The following is a 20,091-nucleotide window of genomic DNA, read 5'->3' as shown; positions in this document are numbered from 1 at the left end:
GTCACAAACAGATCGCCCGAAATCAACAGGTTGCGCGATCCGTCCACGGGGGCTGTCATCGAAGCTTTGGCTTTACGTCATGCTCTGTTTGGCAAACCTTCGCACGTACGACGCCGGATCGTCATGGGCCGCTTCTAATCACCGCCAGCAGTGAAACCCGACTGAACCGGAGACGGAACATGCAGAAGTCGACCCTGAGCGTCATCGCGCTCTGCGCCGCTGCCGTGGCCTCGCCCGCCGCTGCCGAAAAGACGAAATTCGAATACTGGTACGGCCTCGACGGCTATCTGGGCGAGGTGGTGCAACAGACCTGCGCCCGCTTCAACGAAAGCCAGGACGACTACGAGATCACCTGCGTCGGCCAGGGCGGCTATGCCACTGCCGTGCAGAACACCATCGCCGCCTTCCGCGCCAACCAGCACCCGACCATCGTGCAGGCCTATGACGCCGGAACCGCCGACCTGATGCTGTCGGGGCAGTTCTACCCGGTGCAGCAGATGATGGCCGATTTCGACATCGACGTGGACTGGGACGACTATTTCCCCGGCATCTCGAACTACTACGCCTCGTCCAAGGGCGAACTGTTCTCGATGCCGTTCAACTCTTCCACCGCCGTCATGTACATCAACTACGATGACCTGAAGGCCGCCGGGATCGACACCGCCCCCGCCACCTGGGAAGAGTTCGACACCGCGATCCGCGCGATCAAGGCGAACGGCAAGGCCTGCCCCTACGCCTATGCGCCCGACAGCTGGGTCGACCTGGAACAGTTCTCGATGGCGCATAACGTGCCCGTCGCCAGCAACGACAACGGCTATTCCGACATCAATTCGGAGCTGCTGTTCAACACCACCCTGCATGTCCGCCACATGGAGGATATCATCCGCTGGAAGGACGAGGGCCTGCTGCAGATCCGCACGACCCAGGGCGGCCTGAACACGCGCGACAGCTTTGCCCAGGGCGAATGCTCGTTCTACTTCGGCTCCATCGCCGGGCACCAGACCGTCACCAATACCGCGCCCGCGGACATGACCTGGGGCGTCGCGATGCTGCCGGTCTTTGAAGGCACCGAGCGTCACAACACCGTGGTGGGCGGCGCATCCCTGTGGGTGCTAGCCGGCAAGACCGAGGAAGAGTATCGCGGCGCCGCGGCCTATCTGAAGTTCCTGGCCACCCCGGAGTCGGAAAAGTTCTGGGCCTCCAACACCGGCTATATCCCGGTGACCCGGACCGGCTTTGAATCGCTGGTCGAGGAAGGGTTCTACAACAACCCTCCGTACAAGGGCCGCGAAGTGGCGCTTGAGTCGCTGACCTACACCAAGCCGAACAACCTGACCCGCGGCATCCGCCTGGGCGGTTTCATCCAGATCCGTTCGGAATGGAACAACGAGGTGCAGGCAGCCCTGGCCGGTCAGAAGACCATGCAAGAGGCGCTGGACACCGCCGTCGCGCGCGGCAATGCCGCCATCGCCAAGTTCGCCCGCACCTACAAGGGCAAGCAGTTCCCCTGATCCCCTCGCCGGGATTTGCCCCTCGGCCTTCGGGCCGGGGGGTCTTTCGTTCAAAGGGACCCGCAGATGCGCCGCGCCTATTTCAAGAACAACTGGATCGCCGCGCTGGTCGTGGCACCGCAGTTGATGATCATCTTCGTCTTCTTCTACTGGCCTACCAGCCAGGCCCTCTACTGGGCCTTCACGCTGGAACAGCCCTGGGGCGGCGGCAACGAATGGGTGGGGTTCGAGAACTTCCGCACCATCCTGAACGACGGCCGCTACTGGGACTCGGTCTGGGTCTCCTGCGTCTACGCCTTCTTCACCACCGCGCTGGCCATGGGCATGTCGCTGATCCTGGCCCTGTTCGCCGACCGGCAGCTGCGCGGCTATCGCTTCTTCCGGGTCGGCATGATCTGGCCCTATGCCATCGCCGCCCCCGCCGTGGGCCTGGCCTTCCGCTTCATCTTCAACCCGTCCGCAGGGGTGGCGTCGTATCTGAACCTCGCCTTTCCCGGCGTCTGGGATCCGATCCTGAACGGGGACCACGCCATGGCGATGATCGTCTTTGCCGGCGCGTGGAAACAGGTGGCCTACAACTTCATCTTCTTCCTCGCCGCGCTGCAATCCATCCCCCGTTCGCTGCTGGAGGCCGGGGCCATCGACGGCGCCCGCGTGCTGCGGCGGATGCTGGACATCCAGCTGCCGCTGCTGGCGCCGACCTTCTTCTTCGTGCTGGTGATCAACATCACCGACAGCTTCACCGACAGTTTCGGCATCGTCGACACGATGACCGGCGGCGGGCCCGCCCGGGCGACCAACCTCATGGTCTACAAGATCTACGAGGACGGTTTCCGCGGCCTCGACTATTCGGGCGCCGCCGCACAGTCGATCATCCTGATGGTCCTCGTCGTCGCGCTGACCGTGTTCCAGTTCCGCTTTATCGAGCGGAAAGTCCATTACAGCTGAGGGCGCCCCGATGATCGAACGCACCCCCGTCCTGAACATCGCCACCCATGCGATCCTGGCCGCCGGCCTGATCGCCCTGGCGCTGCCGATCTACCTTGTCTTCGTCGCCTCGACCCAGACCCTGGCCGAGGTGACGGCGATCCCCTCCAGGCTTCTGCCGTCCGACCAGTTCTTCGTGAACGTCAAGGCGGCCTGGATCACGGCGGATTTCGGCACCAAGTTCGTCAATTCGATGATCCTCGCCGTCGGCGTGGTGACCGGCAAGGTGGTGCTGTCGGCGATCACCGCCTTCGGCATCGTCTTCTTCGACCACCGGATGCGGATGCCGGTGTTCTGGCTGGTCTTCATCACCCTGATGCTGCCGCTTGAGGTGCGCATCGTGCCGACCTACGCCGTCGCCGCCAACGCCCTGTCGCCGTTCCAGGCCATGCTCGACTGGAGCGGGCTGACCTGGCTGATCGAAAAGGCAACGTCCATACGGGTCAGCATGGAATGGAACCTGCTGAACTCCTACACCGGGCTGATCCTGCCGCTGGTCGCCACGGCCACCGGCACCTTCCTGTACCGCCAGTTCTTCCTGACCGTCCCGGACGAACTGGTGGAGGCCGCCAAGATGGACGGCGCGGGCCCCCTGCGGTTCCTGCGCGAGGTGCTGATCCCGCTGTCGGTCACCAACATCGCGGCGCTGGCCACGATCATGTTCGTCTACTCGTGGAACCAGTACCTCTGGCCGCTGCTCATCACCACCGATCCGAACTATGGCGTCGTGGCGGTGGAGCTCGGGCGGCTGGTGCCCGACAGCTCTTCCACCGGGGGCGGCATTCCGAACTGGCACATCGCGATGGCGGGCACCCTCATCGTCATGGTGCCCCCCATCATCGTCGTCATCTTCATGCAGCGCTGGTTCGTCCGTGGGCTGATCAGCGCAGACAAGTAGGGAAAGACATGTCCGACATCACCATACGCGACGTCCGCAAATCCTATGCCGGCACCGAGGTCGTGCACGGCGTCAACCTCGACATCCGCCACGGCGAGTTCATCGTCATGCTCGGGCCGTCGGGCTGCGGCAAGTCCACCCTGCTGCGCATGATCGCGGGGCTGGAAGAGATCACCTCGGGCGAGGTGCAGATCGGCGACCGTGTCGTCAACAGGCTGGAACCGCGCGAACGCAACTGTGCGATGGTGTTCCAGAACTACGCGCTCTACCCGCATATGACCGTCGCCAACAACATCGGCTATGCGCTGAAGGTCGCCGGCATGAAAAAGGCCGAGCGGCTGGAAAAGGTCGCCGCCGTTGCCCAGACGGTGGGCCTGGGCGAGTTCCTCGACCGCAAGCCCGGCCAGCTGTCGGGCGGGCAGCGGCAGCGCGTCGCGATGGCCCGCGCCATCATCCGCGAACCGGGCGTGTTCCTGTTCGACGAACCGCTGTCGAACCTCGACGCCAAGCTCAGGGTGCAGATGCGGCACGAGATCCGGCGCATCCACAACCGCATCGGCGCAACCTCGGTCTTCGTCACGCATGACCAGGTGGAGGGGATGACCCTCGCCGACCGGCTGGTGATCATGAACCGGGGCACCATCGAACAGGTCGGCACCCCGCAAGAGGTCTATGACCGCCCCGCCTCGACCTATGTCGCCGGGTTCATCGGCTCGCCCGCCATGAATTTCCTGCCCGCCACCCTGGCCGAGGGGCCCGTGCTGTGGCTGGCCACCGGCGAGCGTGTCGACCTGCGCGGCGTTATGGAGATGCCGCGCGGCCTGGCGCCCAGGGCGATGCTGCAGCTTGGCCTGCGGCCCGAACGGCTGAGGATCGGCCCTGTCGGGTCGGGCGCGATGGATGTCCGGTTCGAATTCGCCGAAGAGCTCGGCTCTGGCCGTCTCTACCACCTGCGGCACGAGGATGTGCCGGTCACCGTGGTGAGCGAAACCAAGCAGACCCTGCGCGAAGGAGAGCCGGTCGGCCTGACCCTGCTGCCGGGCGCGGTGCATCTGTTCTATGGCGAAACCGGCCGGCGGATCGAAACCACGCTGCGTTCCAGTGTCAACGAAAGGGTCAGCGCATGATCCGCATGGCGAGCTACAACATCCAGTACGGCAAGGGTAAGGACGACCTGTTCGACCTGCCCCGCATCGTCGGCGAACTGGGTGAACAGGACCTGATCGCCCTGCAGGAGGTCGAACGGAATTGCCCCCGCTCAGGCCATGTCGACCAGCCCGAAGAGATCGCCGCCCTGCTGCCCGATCATTACTGGGTCTTTTGCCCCGGGGTCGATGCGCACAGCCCGTCGAACGATCCCAAGGCGCGGCACACGCGGTGGGAATACGGCAATATGGTTCTGTCGCGCTGGCCGATCCTGACCTGCACCAACCATGTGCTGCCGCGTCTGGCGCTGGTGAACCAGTTCCACCAGCAGCGTGCGCTGATCGAGACGGTGATTGCCACGCCCGAGGGGCCGCTGCGCTTTTGTTCTGTGCATCTGGATCACGTCTCGACCGACACGCGGATGCCGCAGGTCGAGCTGATGGAGGGGCTGCTGCACTCTCATGCGATCCGTGGGTCCGGATATGGCGGCGCCCCGGATTTCAGCTGGGCGCCGATGGATCCGCCCGAGATGCCCGCCGATATGGTGGTGATGGGCGACATGAACTTCTCGCCCGCCGGGGCCGAGTACACGCGCCTGTTTGGCGACATCGCGGGTTCGCTCGGCCGGACAAATCGCGCGGGCGGTTTTGCCGATGCCTTTGTCGCCGCGGGTCATGCCGAGGACGCCTTTCCCACCATCGACGCCGCGCGCATCGGGCAGGTGAAGATCGACCACTGCTTCCTCTCGGCCCGGCTGGCGCCTTTCGTGCGCTCGGCCTCGGTCGATGCGGATGCGGTCGGTTCGGACCATCAGCCGATTTTCGTGTCGCTGGATCTGGCCGCCGCGCAGGCCTGACCCGGCCACAGGCGGGCAGCGTTCCAAGGATGTGCGATCGCCCCGCGGGGCCGTCGCCTGCCGATCGGTAAGTAGCTAGGCTCTGGGGAATCCGCCGGACTGTCCGGTGCTTCTGGTGCCTGTGTCATGCTGATCGAGAATTTCCTCAACCCGCCCTCCGTCGTGGTTTACGGCGCGTCGACCGACCCGACCAAAATGGGCGGGCGCGTGCTGGCGAACCTGCTGTCGGGCGGTTATGGCGGCAAGGTCCATGTGATCCATCCCAAGGCGGATGTGGTGCAGGGCCTGCCCGCCCATAGCTCGGCAGCCGACCTGGCGGAGCGGCCCGCCCATGCGATCATCTGCGTCCCCGGCCCGGCGGTCGAAGCGGCGATGCAGGACGCCATCGCGGGCGGCGTGACCCATGCGCAGATCCTTTCGGCCGGGTTCGCCGAGATGGGCGAAGAAGGGCGCGCGGCACAGTCCAGACTGCTGCGTATGGCGCAGGAGGCCGGGGTGCGGTTTTCCGGACCCAATGCGCTTGGCTGCATGAGCGCGGTGAACAGCTTCACCGCCTCCTTCTCGGGTTTTCTGATGGCGGCGCGTCCGCCGGTCGGCGATATCGCGATCATCACCCAATCGGGCGCCGTGGGCACCCATGTGCTGGGCCGCGCGGTCGACATGGGCCTGGGCATCAGCCACGCCATGTTCACCGGCAACGAGGGCGACCTGGAGGCCGCCGATTTCATCGAGGCGCTGGCCGGCGATCCCGCCACCCGGGTGATCTGCTGCGCGCTGGAGACCTGTTCCGACGGGCCCAAGCTGAAACGCGCCCTGCTGGCGGCGGCCCAGGCGGACAAGCCGGTGTTCATCCTCAAGATCGGCGTGTCCGAGATCGGTGCCGAGGCCGCGATGTCCCACACCGGGCGCATGGCGGGGAACGATGCCGCCTATTCGGCCCTGTTCGAGGCATGCGGCACCCTGCGCGCCACCTCGCTGGACGAGATGCTGGAACTTGCGCTTGTCGCATCCGTCGCCGGACGCCCCGCCAACAACCGTCTGGCGGTGATGAGCATTTCCGGCGGGGTCGGCATCATGGCCGCCGATGCCGCGGCCGCGGTCGGGGTGGATGTCGCGCCGCTGCCCGATGCGACGCTGCACAGGATCGCCGAGATCTATCCGCTGGTGATCGGGCGCAATCCGCTGGACACGACAGCCAATGCCGGGAGCGCGCTGCCCAAGGTGGGCCAGATGCTCGACGAGATCTGCGCACTGGATCAATACGGCAGCGTCTACATGTATTTCAGCCATGTCGGGCGCACCCAGGCCCGGCTGGAGCTGCTGATCGGCATGGTTGCCGCGCTCAAGGCGAAATACCCCGGTTTGACGGTGATCCTGGCCACATTCATCGACGAGGCGAACCGCCAGGCGCTGCACCGCGCGGGCATCGCCAATATCATCGACCCCGACCGCGCCATTGCCGCCATCGGCGGGGCCGCACGGTCCCGTATGCTGCAGGCGCAGGCCCGCGCCGCCACGGGTGGCTCACGCCCTGCGCTGCCCTCCGGTCCCTTCACCGGCGGCGACGAAGTGGCCGCGCGGGCCTATCTGGAACAGGCCGGACTGCGCGGCCCGGCGGAAACCCTCTGCACCAGTGCCGATCAGGCTGTCGCGGCGGCGGCGCGGATCGGCTTCCCGGTGGTGGCCAAGATCGTCTCGCAGGACCTGCCGCACAAGACCGAGATCGGCGGCGTGGTGCTGGATATCCGCGACGCGGATGCCATGCGCGCGGCCTATGACGGCATCATGCAGCGCGCCCGTGCCGCCGCGCCCGAAGCGCGCATCGCCGGTGTCTCGGTCATCGAGATGGTGCGGGACGGGGCCGAGGTGATCATCGGCGGCTCGCAGGACCCGGTCTTTGGCCCGATGGTCATGGTCGGCCTTGGCGGCACGGCGGCCGAACTGTTCCACGATGTGGCCCTCGCCCCCGCGCCGGTCACCGCCGCGCGTGCCCGGGAGATGATCCTGGGCACCAGGAGCGCCGCTCTGCTGACCGGCTGGCGTGGCGGCCCGGCGCTGGATCTCGACGCGCTAGGCCAGGCCTTGGCGGCGGTCAGCCACCTGGTGGCCGACCCGGCATTCGGCATTTCGGAAATCGACATCAACCCCTTCCGCCTGCGACAGCAGGGCGGGCTGGTGCTGGACGCGCTGATCGTCCCGCGCCACCCGGCCCCGGCGGACCCCAAGGAGACCGCATCGTGAAACACATCCGCTACGAGGTCGAAAACTACATCGCCACGGTCACCCTGGCCCGGCCCAAGGTGAACGCGCTGAACCGCGAGATGCGGGCGGAAATCCAGTTCGCGTTCGACGAGATCAGCGAGCGCAAGGATGTCCGTGTCGCGATCCTGACCGCCGACGGCCATGTCTTCTGCGCCGGGGCCGACCTCAAGGACCGGCCCGACCCGGACGTGCCCGGCGACGGGCTGCTGCACAACCGGATCGTGCGCGAGACCAACAACCCGATCCGCGAGTGCAACAAGTTCGTCATCGCCGCCGTGAACGGCCCGGCGCTTGGCGCGGGCTTCGGCATCGCGGCGGCCTGTGACATCATGTACGCCAGTTCCAACGCCACCTTCGGGATGCCCGAGATCAACGTCGGGCTGGCCGGTGGCGGGTCGATGCTGCGGCAGCTGTTCGGCAAGTCGCGGATGCGGCGGATGATGGCGACAGGCGAGGCCTTCCCGGCCGAAGAGCTCTATCGCCTGGGCGTGATCGAGGACTGCACCACGCCCGAGGATCTGATGCCCACGGTGCGCGCGCTGGCCGAAGAGATCGCCGCCAAGAACCCGGCGGGGCTGAAAATCGCCAAGCGGTCGGCCAACCTGGTCGACCTGATGTCGCCGCGCGACGCCTATATCTTTGAACAGCAATACACGCTGGAACTGGGCCGCACCCACAACGCGGTCGAGGCGCGGACCGCCAGGCTGGAAAAACGCCCGCCGAATTTCATCGACGAGTGAGCCAGCCGGCCAGCAGGTCGGCGTAAAGCTGCGGCTGCTGGAGCGGCAGGAAATGGCCGCCATCGACCTCGCAGTAGGTCGCCCCGGGGATCAGCCCGGCCGCCTTGCGCACGGCCTCTGCCGGGCGAAAGGCATCCTGCCGCGCGCCGACGATCATCGCGGGGCAGGCGATGCGGGGCAGGTCATCCTCCATCCCCAGCGTGGCGAGCATGCGGTAGGTCGCGGCAAAGCTGCGCGGGTCATTGCCCAGCCAGCGCGCCCGGTAGGCGGCGAAGAGCGCGGGATCGGTCCTCTGGCGTTCCGGCCAGCCGGTGGCGAGCCAGCTGTCGGCGAGCGGGGCCAGGCCATCCGCCTCCATCCGGTCGGCCAGTTCCAGCAGACCGGGCCGCCGGTCCCCGGCGATTCCGGTAACCGGCGAGGTGGCAAAGACCGACCTGACCCGCCCCGGATGATGCGCCGCGACATGCAGCGCCACGGCCCCGCCAACCGCGACACCGGCAATGTCGCAGGGCCCCGCGATCTGCAACGCGTCCAGCAGCGCCACAAGATCCGTGCCCAGCCCGGACATCTGCTGAACCTTCACCGCCTTGCTCGCCAGTCCGAAGCCGCGCATGTCGTAGCGCAGGACCGGTCGGTCCAGCTGGCCGATCACCGGATCAAAGCTTTCCAGCGTGCCGCCCATCTCGTGGACAAGCACCAGAACCGGGCCGTCGCACCGGGATTCCATTCGGTAGCGTGTGGCAAATCCGGGTGTCTCGATCCACTGGTCGGGCATCGGCGGGTCCTCCTGCGCGGGACTGTGCCCGGCGGGCCGGGGCAAGACAAGATCGCGCCCGGCCAGCGCCCGGACAGGCCATCCGCCGCGCAGCCGCTGCCAGGCGCCGCGCGCCGTATTGACATGCGAATCCGGATTTACTTAACTACCGGTAAGTTAGTTCACGACTCGGCTGCAGTGGCCACCGCCCGCGGCATTCCCCACTTGGAATCCGCAGGGACCGGCGCCGCCGGGGAACTTGCGCGTTTTGGGAGGAACGAAAATGTCGTATGAAATGACCCCGGCCCTGTCGGAGGGCGTGCCTGTCAGCACCCCGGGTTTCAGTGCAGAAATCCCGTCCAGCGTGGTGAAATCCGCCGCGCGGACGATCCAGATCCTGGAGTTCTTCGACCACATCCGCCGCGATGTCAGCATCTCGGAAATCGCCAACGCGCTGCATTATCCGCAGTCCAGCACCTCGGCCCTGCTGCGCAGCATGGTGGCCATGGGCTATCTGCAGCACAACCGCGTGGCGCGCACCTACCGGCTGACCCGGCGCACCGGCTTGCTGGGCGCCTGGGTCGATCCCTCGCTGGTGCGGCAGGGCGCGATCGTGAACCTGGCGCATGGCCTGGCCCGCGATACCGAAGAGACGGTGATCCTGGCGCGGCTGAACGACATGAGCGTGCAGACGATCTATGTGGCCGAGGGCGGCGTGCGCCCGGCCAGCGCCTCGGTCGGCAGCCAGCATCCGGTGGCACGCTCCGCCGCCGGGATGGCCCTGCTGGCGATGTACGAAGACCGGCAGATCCGCCGCATCCTCACCCGCCTGAATTCGGAACGCCCGCGCGGCGAAACCGCCATCGACGTGGCCGATTACATGGAGCGCCTGTCGGACGGGCGGCGTCACGGCGCCTTTGCCGGCCCCGGCTCGGCACCCGACATGGGCGCCGTGGCGGCGCAGCTGCGCCATGACAGCGCCGGCGACATGCTGGTGATCGCGGTCGAGGGCCCCGAGCAACGGATCATGCCGCGCGCCGATGCGCTGGCCAAGCTGATCCGGGCCGGGCTGGCCCAGCTGGCGGGCTGATCCCCAGGGGGGATCCGTCCCGACAGTCAGCGAGGAGCCGACCGTCATGAAATCGGCAAGGCCATCCGCCAAGCGCCCGCAGACAGCGGGGCGCAAGGGAACGGGTTCGGCGCGTCGTGACCAGATCGCGACGGTCGCCTCGGGCCTGTTCGCCCGCAACGGGTTCGCGGGCACCTCGATCCGTGACATTGCCGCGGCGGCGGGGCTGACCAAACCGGCGCTCTACTACCACTTCTCGGACAAGGAAGCGCTCTACGAACATGTCGTGGCCGAGCGGATGACCGGCCTGATATCCGTCGTGACCGAGGCGGTGGAGCAGACCGACGACCCGGTCGAGCGCATCCGCTGCTACATCCGCGCGCATTCCACCCGCATGGACACCGACCGCGACATCTGGCTGGTGACCAAGCAGAGCTTTCAGTCGCTGGAGGATGCCGAACGGCGCCAGAGGATCACCGCCCTGCGGGACCGGTTCGAGCATCTGTTGCGCGATCTGATCTCGGAGGCGATGGACCAGGGCGCGCTGGAGCGGGCCGATCCCGTCCTGGTGGCCCGGCTGCTGTTATCCTCGGTCAACGACATTCCGCGCTGGCTGAAGCCCGGGGGCGATCTTTTGGCACAGCAGGTGGCGCTGACCTATTCTGACATCGCCCTGCGGGGGCTGGGCGCGCAGCTGCCGCTGAACTGACAGAAGGGGATCGGGCGATGACCGAGGAACAGGACGGCACCGCATGGGCTGTGCTGATGCCGGCCGGCGAATTGCCCGAGGGCGCGGTGCGGGGGATCGACATCGGCGATCTGCAACTGGCGGCCTTCAACGTCGCCGGGGCGATCCATGTCACCGACAATGTCTGCACCCATGCCTATGCCCTGCTGAGCGAGGGCTTCCTGGAGGACAACGTGATCGAATGCCCGTTGCATGGCGGGCAGTTCGACGTCGTCACCGGCAAGGCGCTCTGCGATCCGGCGGAGTGCGACCTGAAGGTCTATCCGGTGCGGGTCGAGGGGGGACAGGTGTGGGTGGATCTGTCATGATGGCCTGACGGGCCACCACATGTCACAGGCGTGACCGGGGGAGAGGAGCCCATGGAAGCACTGAGCGAAGCCGAGGCACCCGCAGCCGCCATTCTTGTCGGCACGGTGGATTGCGACGTCCACCCCGAACCGCCGACCACCGCCGAACTGCTGCCACATCTGGATCCGTTCCTGCGCGAGTCGATCACGCAGCGCGGCATCGGGCCGCTGACCTCGGTCTCCTACCCGCCAAATGCCCCGATGACAGTGCGCGAGGACTGGCGCGGCGAACCCGGCGCCGGGCCCGCGCTGGCCCGGATGCAGCGCGATCTGTTCGATGGGCTGGGCGTGGGCACCGCGATCCTGAATCCGCTCTACGGCCTGCAGGTGCTGATGTCCGAGGACATGGCGGCGCGCTATGCGACCGGGCTCAACACATTTACCGCGCGGGACTGGCTGGACCGCGACCCGCGCCTGCGGTCCTCCATCGTCGTGCCGATGCAGAACCCCGAGATGGCGGTCGAGGAAATCGACCGCTGGGCCGGCGATCCCCGTTTCGTGCAGGTCATGATGCTGGTGATGGGCGAGATGCCGGCGGGCAAGCGCTATTACTGGCCGATCTACAAGGCGGCGGAACGGCACGGCCTGCCCGTCACCCTGCACGCCGGGTCGATGTACCGCCACGGGCCGACGGGGCTGGGCTGGCCCTCGTTCCACGCGCAGGATTACGCGGCCAACGCGACCGCCTTTCAGACCGCGCTGACCAGCCTGATCTGCGAGGGCGTTTTCAGCGTCTGCCCGGACCTCAAGGTGGTGCTGGCCGAGTCGGGCTTCACCTGGCTGCCCGGCTATCTGTGGCGGCTGGACAAGTACTGGCACGGCCTGCGGATGGAGGTGCCCTGGGTCGACCGGCGGCCCGCCGAGATCATCGCGTCGAACGTCCGGTTCACGTTGCAGCCCGTCGACGCACCGCCGACCGCCGCCGACCTGCAGCGCCTGATGGAACATGTCGGCTGCGAGGACCTGCTGCTGTTTTCCACCGACTACCCGCACTGGCAGTTCGACGGAAACCATGCGGTGCCCGACGGTATATCCGCCACGCAGGCGCGGCGGATGATGATCGACACGCCGCGCGCCACCTACGCCCGGCTGAGCGAGGTCATGTCATGAACATCGAAACCAATCCGCAGGCGCAGGACGCCGGGGGCGCCAAGGTCCGCACCGGCATCGCCGATTGCGACATCCACCCCAGCCCCAGGGATTTCGAGAAAGAGGTCTATCCCTTTCTCGAAACCAGATGGCAACGCTACATCGAAAGCTACGGCATGGTGCAGCGCGTCGGCTTCATGGGCGGCACGCAATATCCCAAGGGCCAGCCCCGTGCCTCGCGCCGCGACAGCTTTCCGCCCGGGGGCGGGGGGCCGGGCAGCGACCTGGCCTTCATGCGCCAGCAGCACCTTGACCCGCATAACGTCGAACTGGGGGTGATGATCCCCCTGCGCGTGGGCCAGCAGATCCTGAACATCGACCTGGCCATCGCCATCTGCAGCGCGATGAACGACTGGCAGATCGCGGAATGGACCTCGCAGGAGCCGCGGTTGAAGGGGTCCATCCTGACCGCCTATCAGGATGCCGGCGCCGCCGTGCGCGAGATCGAGCGCCACGCGGGCAAGGACGATTTCGTGCAGGTGTCCATGCTCTCGCGCACGCCCGAGCCGATGGGAAACCGCATGTACTGGCCAATCTACGAGGCCGCCGCCGCCGCCGGTCTGCCCGTCGGCGTCCATGCCTTCGGCTATGGCGGCACGCCGGTCACCGGGGGCGGCTGGCCGTCCTATTACATGGAGGACATGATGGCGCATTCGCAGAGCTGTCAGGCCCTCATCACCTCGATGGTTTTCGAAGGTGTGTTCGAGCGGATCCCCGGTTTCCGCCTGGTGATCGTCGAGGCCGGGATCGCCTGGCTGCCCGCGCTGGCCTGGCGGCTGGATGCGATCTGGCGCAAGAACCGTGGCGAGTTGACGGCGGTGAAACGCCCCCCGTCCGACTATATCCGCGAGTGCATCTGGCTGACCTCGCAGCCCATCGAGGAACCGGACACCCGCCAGCACCTAGTCGACGCCATCGACTGGATCGGCTGGGACCGGGTGCTCTATGCCTCGGATTATCCGCATTGGGATTTCGACGATCCGCAGCAGGTCCTGCCGGTGAAGCTGACGCGTGCGCAGCGCGACAACTTCTTCCGCGACAATGCCTTTAGCGCCTACGGGCTGTCCGATGGCTAGGCATGTCGTGGCCAGCGTCGAGGAGTTCGACAAGACCGACCGCAAACTGGTCCAGGTCAAGGGCCGGCCCATCGTCGTCTTTCGCCTGGGCGAGGAGTGGTTTGCCATGTCCAACCGCTGCCCCCACATGGGCGGATCGCTCTGCGAGGGGCAGCTGATCTCGCTGGTGGAGGCCGAGCGGCCGGGCGAGGTGACGATGAGCCGCGAGGGCGAGATCCTGCGCTGCCCCTGGCATGGCTGGGAATTCGACATCCGCACGGGGCAGAGCCGCGCCCGCCCCGCCGCCTTTCGCTCGCGCCAGCATCCGGTGTCGGTGGTCAGCGGGGCCGAGGCGGAAAGCGTCGGCAACCTCGAAACCTTCGAGGTCAGACGCGACGGGCGCTATGTCGTGGTCGAGATCTAGACCGGGCGGGGTGCAGGTGGACACGGTCGGCGGGCGCCGCGACAGCGCTCCGTTTCCGCGCCGGGGATGCGGGGCCGCCGCACCGGGTCAGGCCCAGCCGGAAATCGCGATCTCGGCCAGAACCTTGGGCCCGCGCGCCAGGCAGATGGCGGACCAGCGGGGATCGCCGTCGGCCACCCGCACGTCGAACCCCTCGTCCCAGAAGATCGGCCTGCGGAACCGTATGTCCAGCACGATGGAGCGCGGCGCCCCTTCGCGCCAGATCGCGGCGGTCATGTAGCGGACCCCGTGCGACCCGCCGATCAGGGGCGCGCGATACCCGGCATTGGCGGCGACCACCGGGTCGACATGGATCAGGTTGCCGGTGTCCAGGCAATAGGTCTTCACATCCGCGGGCGTCAGGGTGACACGGCCCACCTGGCGCAGCGCCGCCGGGTCGGGCACCACCGGGGCGGGCCGTTCGCCCGCGCCACGCAGCGACGGGTCGGCCTTGCGGTCCGGGTCGGTCATCAGCGCGACGCGGCGCAGGGCAAAGCCGGGCCGCCCGTCCTGCCCGTGGTAGAAGGTCTCGGTCGTGTTGACCGGGCCGCGCGCGGTTTCGATCACCTCGGTCACGCGGCCGGTCACGGTGATCTCTTCGTCCAGGCGCAGGGGGGCCTGCATCTCGATCCGCTGCAGCATGTTGACCATGCCGTTGGCGTTCAGCCCGTTCAGCACGCTTTCGCGGATCGCATGGGGGATCAGTGCCGCCGGGTCGATGCAATGGTCAAACAGCGCCGGATCGCTGCCGCAGACCCGCATCATCCGCGCCTCATCCGCCGCGTTCAGGCGAAAGCGGCGCGGGGCGAATTCCATCCCGGCAAAGGGGGCGACGAAGTCCTGCGCGGCAACGGCCATGTCCCGATCCTTTTGTCCAGGGCCTGCCCAGCGTGGCGGCGCGCGTCCGGCCCGGTCAATGCGGCGGGTGCTGAATTCACGTACCGGGCGCGCCTGCGGATGCGGTAAATTCCGCACGGGGGGTTCCAATCGGAGGGACAAGGACCAGATACGGTTGGTCCGGCCCTCGCGCCGCACTATGGTCACACCCGTTTGCAAGCGCAGGGAGCCCGGGACAGACATGAGCGGACTGATTGCCCTCCTCGACGACGTGGCGGCCATCGTCAAGATCGCCTCGGCCACGATCGACGATGCCGTGGGGCAGGCGGTCAAGGCCTCGTCCAAGGCGGCAGGCGCGGTGATCGACGACGCCGCCGTATCGCCGAAATACGTCCACGGCTTTTCGGCCGACCGCGAGGTGCCCATCGTCTGGAAGATCGCCAAGGGCTCGATCTTCAACAAGATCGTCATCCTGCTGCCGGTTGCGCTGTTGCTGTCGAACTTCGCCCCCTGGGCCATCGCGCCGTTGCTGATGCTGGGCGGGGCCTATCTGTGTTTCGAGGGGGCCGAAAAGATCTGGCACGCCATCACCCCCGGCCCGTCGCATTCCGACGAGCTTGCCGCCAAGAAGGGCGATGCCGCGCATCTTGAGGAGCAGAAGGTCAAAGGCGCGATCAAGACCGATTTCATCCTCTCGGCCGAGATCATGACCATCGTCCTGTCGGCCCTGCCCCAGGGGCAGAGCGTCTGGGTCGAGGGACTGGCGCTGGCCATCGCGGGCCTGCTGATCACTGTCGTGGTCTATGGCGCCGTGGCGCTGATCGTGAAGGCAGACGATGCCGGGCTGGCGATGGCGCAGCATGGCCGCCTGTCGCTGACCCGCCGCCTGGGGCGCGGGATCGTGCGCGGGATGCCGGGCTTCATGAAGCTGCTGATAGTGGTCGGCACCGCCGCGATGATCTGGGTGGGCGGGTCGATCCTGATCCACGGGCTGCATACGCTGGGCGTGCATCTGCCCTACGAGACGATCCACAACATCGCTGTCGCCCTGGCCGGGCTGGTGCCAGCCTCGCTGCACGCCACGGCGGAATGGATCGTGACAGCCACGCTGGACGGCATCATCGGGCTGGCGGTCGGACTTCTGCTGATCCCGGTGGCGACCTATGTGCTGTCGCCGGTGGCCGCGCTCTTCTCCCGCGCGGCCTGAGGGCGTTCAGCCCAGGTCGAACCGGGTGCCGCAGATCACAAGCTGCGTATCCCCGGTGCGCAGGCCCATCCGGTCGGCCCGTTTCAGGACCCCGTCCCGGTCGCTGCAGGTCAGCGTGACCGCCGACAGCCCCGGCCCGCGCCCGTCCGTCGCCGGGACGAAGCGCAGCGCGGCATTGGCCAGCGCGATCTGCGGCGCGCCCGCGACCTCGACCACCGGCAACCCGGCGACCTTGCCCCATCGCTCGGCCAGCGCCTGCGGGTCGTCGGCCTGCAACTCGGCCCCGGTGATCGCCGTCACGGGGCCGTCCGGCACCCGGTCGGCCCAGGCCATGCCGCCCGCCGGTTCCCAGTTGCCGCTCACGTCTTCCTGGTCGTCCCATTCCACCGACAGGAACGAGGCGCCCATATCCCCGGGATGCAGCTGCAGCAGATACCAGTTGCCCCGGTCGGATTCATGCGCCACCCGCACGCCGTTTGCGGTGGCATTGTCCCGCACGGCGACCTGTTCCTGCCGGGTCGGCACCTGGCAGATCACCATGTACCCGCCATCGCCGCCGCGCCGCTGCAGATAGCGGCCAGCGGCGGTGCCCCCCTGCGTGGGGGCCACGACCTCCAGGAATTGCGTGCCCATGCCCAGCAGGGCGTTTTCCAGCCCGTATTTGGCCACCGCCGGATCCTCGTAGCAGACCGGCGTGTCGAACACTTCGCACAGCGGGTCGATCGCCGAGGACAGGTCCCCGGCGACAAGGCATATCTGCCTGAGATGTATGGCCATGTGGTGCGGCCTCCCCTCCGCACCGCCGACGCCGTGACGTCAGCGGTTCTTCCACTCCGGCTTGCGCTTCTCGACAAAGGCGGTGACGCCTTCCTTGAAGTCCTCGGTGGTGCGCAGCTCGCTCATCACCTGGCGGCTGTAGAGCAGGCTCGACCGCAGGTTCTCCAGGTCGTCCATCGCGTTCAGCACCCGCTTGGTCGCCTTGACCGAGGAGGGCGAGACCGAGGCGATATCGCCCGCCATCTCCATCGCGCGGTCCATCAGCTTGTCCGCCGGCAGCACCTCGTTGACGAAGCCGAGGCGATACCCTTCGTCAGCCAGGACGTGGCGGCCGGTCAGCATCATCTCGACCGCGGGCTTGCGCCCGATCTGACGGCTCAGCCGCTGCACGCCCGAAGCGGCGGCGAACAGGCCCACCTTGACCTCGGGCAGGGCGAATTTCGCCGTGTCCGCCGCCAGGATGATGTCGCAGGACAGCGCGGTTTCGAACCCGCCGCCCATGGCAAAGCCGTTGACCGCAGCGATGATCGGCTTTTCCAGGTCGAACCGCATGGACAGCCCGGCAAACCCGGTCGCAGGCGCCGTACCCTTGCCGCCCTGCGCGGTGTATTTCAGGTCGTTGCCCGCGCTGAACGCCTTGTCGCCCGCGCCGGTCAGCACCGCGACCCACAGGTCGGGATCGGCGGCGAAGTCATCCCACAGCGCCGACATCTCGTGGTGCATCGGCGCATGCATGGCGTTGTAGACCTCGGGCCGGTTCATCGTGACGACGAGGATATTGCCCTTGCGTTCGGAGGTTACGAATTCACCCATCTCTCAGCCCGCCTTGCGCTTTTCGGTCCCGGCGGTCTTGAGCCCGCCCAGATCCAGTTCCGTGAACTTGCCGCCTTCGGCCGCCAGCTTTCTCAACGTCTCGGCGGGCGAGAATGCCGGATCCTCGGCGCCCAGCTTCTCCATCCGCTCCAGCACGGCCTTGGGGCCGACCATGTCGCCAAAGAACATCGGACCGCCCTTGTCGGTGGGCCAGCCATAACCGTTCAGCCAGATCACATCGATGTCCGAGGCCCGCTGCGCCTTGTTCTCTTCCAGCAGCTTCACCGCCTCGTTGATCATCGGGAAGATGCAGGTCTCGATGATCTCGTCGCGGGTCATGGTGCTGGGCTCGGCGCCGGTGACCTCGCGGATGACCTTCTCGGTCACGGGCGAGGGCTGGCGGTTGCGCTCGGCATCGTAGTCGTAATAGCCCGCGCCGGTCTTCTGCCCGCGGCGGTCCATCTCGCACAGGGCGTCGCGGATCGGGTTCGCGGTGGTCGCGCCCTTGGACCAACCGATATCCAACCCGGCAAGATCCGACATCTGGTACGGCCCCATGCGGAACCCGAATTGGTTGATCGCGGCGTCGATATCCCAGGGCATCACCCCAGCATAGAGCAGCTTGTTCGCCTGCATCTGGCGCTGGCGCAGGATGCGGTTGCCGACAAAGCCGGGGCAGACGCCGACCAGCGCGGCGATCTTGTTGATCTTTTTCGCCACGTCCATCGAGGTGGCGACAACGTCATCCGCCGTCTCGTCCGCGCGCACGATCTCCAGCAGCTTCATCACGTTGGCGGGCGAAAAGAAGTGCAGCCCGATCACGTCCTGCGGGCGCGCGGTGGCGGCGGCGATCTCGTCGATATTCAGCCCCGAGGTGTTGGTGGCCAGGATCGCGCCCTGTTTCACCGTCTTGTCGAGGTTGGCAAAGATTTCCTTCTTGATGTCCATGTTCTCGAACACCGCCTCGATCACCAGGTCGCAGTCGGCCAGGTCCGAGAAATCCAGCGTGCCGGTCAGGCGGCCCATCCGCGCCTCGACCTCGTCCTGCGGGAACCGGCCCTTGTCGGCGCTGCGCTGATAGTTCTTGCGCACCACGCCCAGGCCACGCTCCAGCGCCTCCTGCTTGGTCTCGACGATGGTCACCGGGTAGCCCGCGGTGGCAAAATTCATCGCGATCCCGCCGCCCATGGTGCCCGCGCCGATGATCCCGACCTTGCCGATGGGGCGCAGCTGCAGGCCCTCGGGCAGGCCGGGGATCTCCCAGGCCAGCTTGCCGGCCTGGCCCACATAGGCGGACACCTCGTCCTTTGTCGGTACTGTCATCTCGGTCATGTGCAATCCTCCCTACCTGCCGTTCGGCAATCGTCGCCGGAAACCTGCCTTGCCGCGTCGGGCAGTGCAAGCCCATTGCCGCCGCGACCCGGGATTCGGCACAGGCGTGAAGCGGACGGGCGGATACGGCGGGGCGCACAGGCTCTGCAATGGCGATTCCCGGCCTTGCGCCTGACCCCTGAAAGTGTCAATTCCACCGGAAAATGCCGGAGAGTGCGACGTGACAGACCTGCGACTGGTGGCCGATGTCGGCGGCACCAACTGCCGTTTTGCCCTGGCCCGTGACGGGCGGCCGATCAGCGAGACGATCCGCAGCGGGCCGAACCGGGCTCACCCGACCTTCGAGGCCGCCGCGCAGGATTACCTGGCCGCGCAGGGCAACCCCGAGATCGCCGAAATGGTGGCGGCGGTGGCCGGTCCGATCCGGGGCCGCACCGCTCGGCTGACCAACTGGAACTGGACCTTCGACGCCGCATCACTGGCCGCAACCTTTGGCGCGCGGGTCGAGCTGCTGAACGACCTGTCGGCCCTGGGCTATGCCGTGCCGGGGCTGGCGCTCGAAGGGCAACGGCTGGTCGTGGTGAAGGAGGGCGCCGAGGGCCCGCGCCAGCAGTCGCTGGTGATGGGGATCGGAACCGGATTCAACGTCAGCCTCGTGGTGCAGACCGGCGCGGCCACCGTCTGCCCCCGCACCGACATCGGCCATATCGGCCTGCCTCTGGGCATTTCCGATCTGCTCTCGCAGCGGATGGGTGGCCCGGTCCCGGCGATGCGCAGCATCGAGGACTGCTTTTCCGGCCGGGGCTTCGCCGCGCTGCTGGACCGTTTCGACGGCGGGGAGGGCGCATTCCGCACCCTCTATGCCGAACTGATGGCGGCCCTGGCGCGCGACATGATGATGGCCTTCATGCCGACCTCGGGCATCTATTTCGCAGGCAGCGTGGCGCGCAGCGTGCTGGACGTGGCGGCAGAGGACTTTGCTGGCGCCTATGACCGCCCCCTGCCGCTGGCGGGGGCCGAGGTCGCGCCGGTCAGCGTGATGCTGGACGACGCCGCCGCGCTGCTGGGCTGTGCCCGGCTCGACATCGCGGACTGATCCGCGGGGGCGTTTCGGACGGGCTGGCCATTTGCCTCACGGGC

The 20,091-nt window shown here is 67.2% G+C and carries 20 protein-coding genes; 15 read left to right on the top strand and 5 right to left on the bottom strand.

What is annotated here, in order from left to right; translation table 11 throughout:
• Positions 1-179 precede the first annotated feature (179 nt).
• The 7 genes from GLS40_RS02435 to GLS40_RS02405 all read left to right on the top strand — a co-directional run bounded on the left by GLS40_RS02435 (position 180) and on the right by GLS40_RS02405 (position 8,400).
• Entirely contained in the window at positions 180-1,511 is a 1,332-nt protein-coding gene (locus GLS40_RS02435; RefSeq protein ID WP_160381001.1) for an extracellular solute-binding protein, read from the top strand.
• Between the two features lie 66 nt (positions 1,512-1,577).
• Positions 1,578-2,459: an ABC transporter permease subunit gene (locus GLS40_RS02430; RefSeq protein WP_160381000.1), complete on the top strand. Its 882-nt coding sequence runs from the start codon at positions 1,578-1,580 to the stop codon at positions 2,457-2,459.
• Between the two features lie 10 nt (positions 2,460-2,469).
• Positions 2,470-3,396 carry an ABC transporter permease subunit gene (locus GLS40_RS02425; RefSeq protein ID WP_160380999.1) on the top strand — a complete coding sequence of 309 codons (927 nt, stop codon included), beginning with the start codon at positions 2,470-2,472 and terminating at the stop codon, positions 3,394-3,396.
• Between the two features lie 8 nt (positions 3,397-3,404).
• Positions 3,405-4,523, top strand: coding sequence for an ABC transporter ATP-binding protein (locus GLS40_RS02420; protein WP_160380998.1), 1,119 nt, complete (start codon positions 3,405-3,407; stop codon positions 4,521-4,523).
• Positions 4,520-5,398, top strand: a complete 879-nt coding sequence (locus GLS40_RS02415; RefSeq protein WP_160380997.1) for an endonuclease/exonuclease/phosphatase family protein — start codon at positions 4,520-4,522, stop codon at positions 5,396-5,398. Before GLS40_RS02420 ends, GLS40_RS02415 begins: the two co-directional genes overlap by 4 nt.
• A gap of 126 nt (positions 5,399-5,524) precedes the next feature.
• A complete protein-coding gene (locus tag GLS40_RS02410; protein ID WP_160380996.1) occupies positions 5,525-7,639 on the top strand; it encodes an acetate--CoA ligase family protein in 2,115 nt (704 codons plus the stop codon).
• Positions 7,636-8,400, top strand: coding sequence for an enoyl-CoA hydratase/isomerase family protein (locus GLS40_RS02405; protein ID WP_328598864.1), 765 nt, complete (start codon positions 7,636-7,638; stop codon positions 8,398-8,400). The genes GLS40_RS02410 and GLS40_RS02405 overlap by 4 nt, the downstream gene beginning before the upstream one ends.
• On the opposite strand, the gene GLS40_RS02400 is transcribed toward GLS40_RS02405, so the two are convergent.
• Complete coding sequence (locus GLS40_RS02400; RefSeq protein WP_160380995.1) at positions 8,387-9,175, bottom strand: alpha/beta fold hydrolase; 789 nt, start codon at positions 9,173-9,175, stop codon at positions 8,387-8,389. The two genes, GLS40_RS02405 and GLS40_RS02400, sit on opposite strands and share 14 nt — an antisense overlap.
• 262 nt (positions 9,176-9,437) lie before the next feature.
• On the opposite strand from GLS40_RS02400, the gene GLS40_RS02395 reads away from it, so the two are divergent.
• From GLS40_RS02395 to GLS40_RS02370, 6 genes are read left to right on the top strand one after another with little or no spacing between them, the layout of a single operon-like run.
• Entirely contained in the window at positions 9,438-10,244 is an 807-nt protein-coding gene (locus GLS40_RS02395) for an IclR family transcriptional regulator (RefSeq protein ID WP_160380994.1), read from the top strand.
• A 46-nt stretch (positions 10,245-10,290) separates the two neighbouring features.
• Positions 10,291-10,932, top strand: coding sequence for a TetR/AcrR family transcriptional regulator (locus GLS40_RS02390; protein WP_160380993.1), 642 nt, complete (start codon positions 10,291-10,293; stop codon positions 10,930-10,932).
• Between the two features lie 17 nt (positions 10,933-10,949).
• Positions 10,950-11,279, top strand: coding sequence for a non-heme iron oxygenase ferredoxin subunit (locus tag GLS40_RS02385; RefSeq protein WP_202075780.1), 330 nt, complete (start codon positions 10,950-10,952; stop codon positions 11,277-11,279).
• A gap of 51 nt (positions 11,280-11,330) precedes the next feature.
• On the top strand, positions 11,331-12,428 hold the full coding sequence (locus GLS40_RS02380) for an amidohydrolase family protein (protein WP_160380992.1): 1,098 nt from the start codon (positions 11,331-11,333) through the stop codon (positions 12,426-12,428).
• Positions 12,425-13,543 (top strand): amidohydrolase family protein, encoded by a 1,119-nt coding sequence (locus GLS40_RS02375; RefSeq protein ID WP_160380991.1) that lies wholly within the window; start codon positions 12,425-12,427, stop codon positions 13,541-13,543. The genes GLS40_RS02380 and GLS40_RS02375 overlap by 4 nt, the downstream gene beginning before the upstream one ends.
• Positions 13,536-13,946 (top strand): Rieske (2Fe-2S) protein, encoded by a 411-nt coding sequence (locus GLS40_RS02370; RefSeq protein WP_160380990.1) that lies wholly within the window; start codon positions 13,536-13,538, stop codon positions 13,944-13,946. Before GLS40_RS02375 ends, GLS40_RS02370 begins: the two co-directional genes overlap by 8 nt.
• 87 nt (positions 13,947-14,033) lie before the next feature.
• Here the strand turns inward: GLS40_RS02370 and GLS40_RS02365 are convergent, their stop codons facing one another.
• A complete protein-coding gene (locus tag GLS40_RS02365; RefSeq protein WP_160380989.1) occupies positions 14,034-14,843 on the bottom strand; it encodes a MaoC family dehydratase in 810 nt (269 codons plus the stop codon).
• 220 nt (positions 14,844-15,063) lie between these two features.
• Between GLS40_RS02365 and GLS40_RS02360 the strand changes: the two genes are divergently transcribed.
• The gene (locus GLS40_RS02360) at positions 15,064-16,029 is read left to right on the top strand and encodes a DUF808 domain-containing protein (protein WP_160380988.1); all 966 of its coding nucleotides are present in this window, start codon (positions 15,064-15,066) and stop codon (positions 16,027-16,029) included.
• Positions 16,030-16,035: 6 nt separating this feature from the next.
• Here GLS40_RS02360 and GLS40_RS02355 read toward each other — a convergent pair whose 3' ends face one another.
• From GLS40_RS02355 to GLS40_RS02345, 3 genes are read right to left on the bottom strand one after another with little or no spacing between them, the layout of a single operon-like run.
• The gene (locus GLS40_RS02355) at positions 16,036-16,806 is read right to left on the bottom strand and encodes a VOC family protein (protein ID WP_160380987.1); all 771 of its coding nucleotides are present in this window, start codon (positions 16,804-16,806) and stop codon (positions 16,036-16,038) included.
• A 39-nt stretch (positions 16,807-16,845) separates the two neighbouring features.
• Positions 16,846-17,619 carry an enoyl-CoA hydratase-related protein gene (locus GLS40_RS02350; RefSeq protein WP_160380986.1) on the bottom strand — a complete coding sequence of 258 codons (774 nt, stop codon included), beginning with the start codon at positions 17,617-17,619 and terminating at the stop codon, positions 16,846-16,848.
• Between the two features lie 3 nt (positions 17,620-17,622).
• A complete protein-coding gene (locus GLS40_RS02345) occupies positions 17,623-18,951 on the bottom strand; it encodes a 3-hydroxyacyl-CoA dehydrogenase (RefSeq protein WP_235905743.1) in 1,329 nt (442 codons plus the stop codon).
• 220 nt (positions 18,952-19,171) lie between these two features.
• On the opposite strand from GLS40_RS02345, the gene GLS40_RS02340 reads away from it, so the two are divergent.
• A complete protein-coding gene (locus GLS40_RS02340) occupies positions 19,172-20,047 on the top strand; it encodes a glucokinase (protein WP_160380985.1) in 876 nt (291 codons plus the stop codon).
• Positions 20,048-20,091 lie beyond the last annotated feature (44 nt).

Origin of the sequence: Pseudooceanicola pacificus, from assembly GCF_009789075.1 — a bacterium.
In the GTDB taxonomy this organism is placed as follows: Bacteria; Pseudomonadota; Alphaproteobacteria; order Rhodobacterales; family Rhodobacteraceae; genus Pseudooceanicola; species Pseudooceanicola pacificus.
This window is presented reverse-complemented; position numbering and strand designations above follow the sequence as displayed.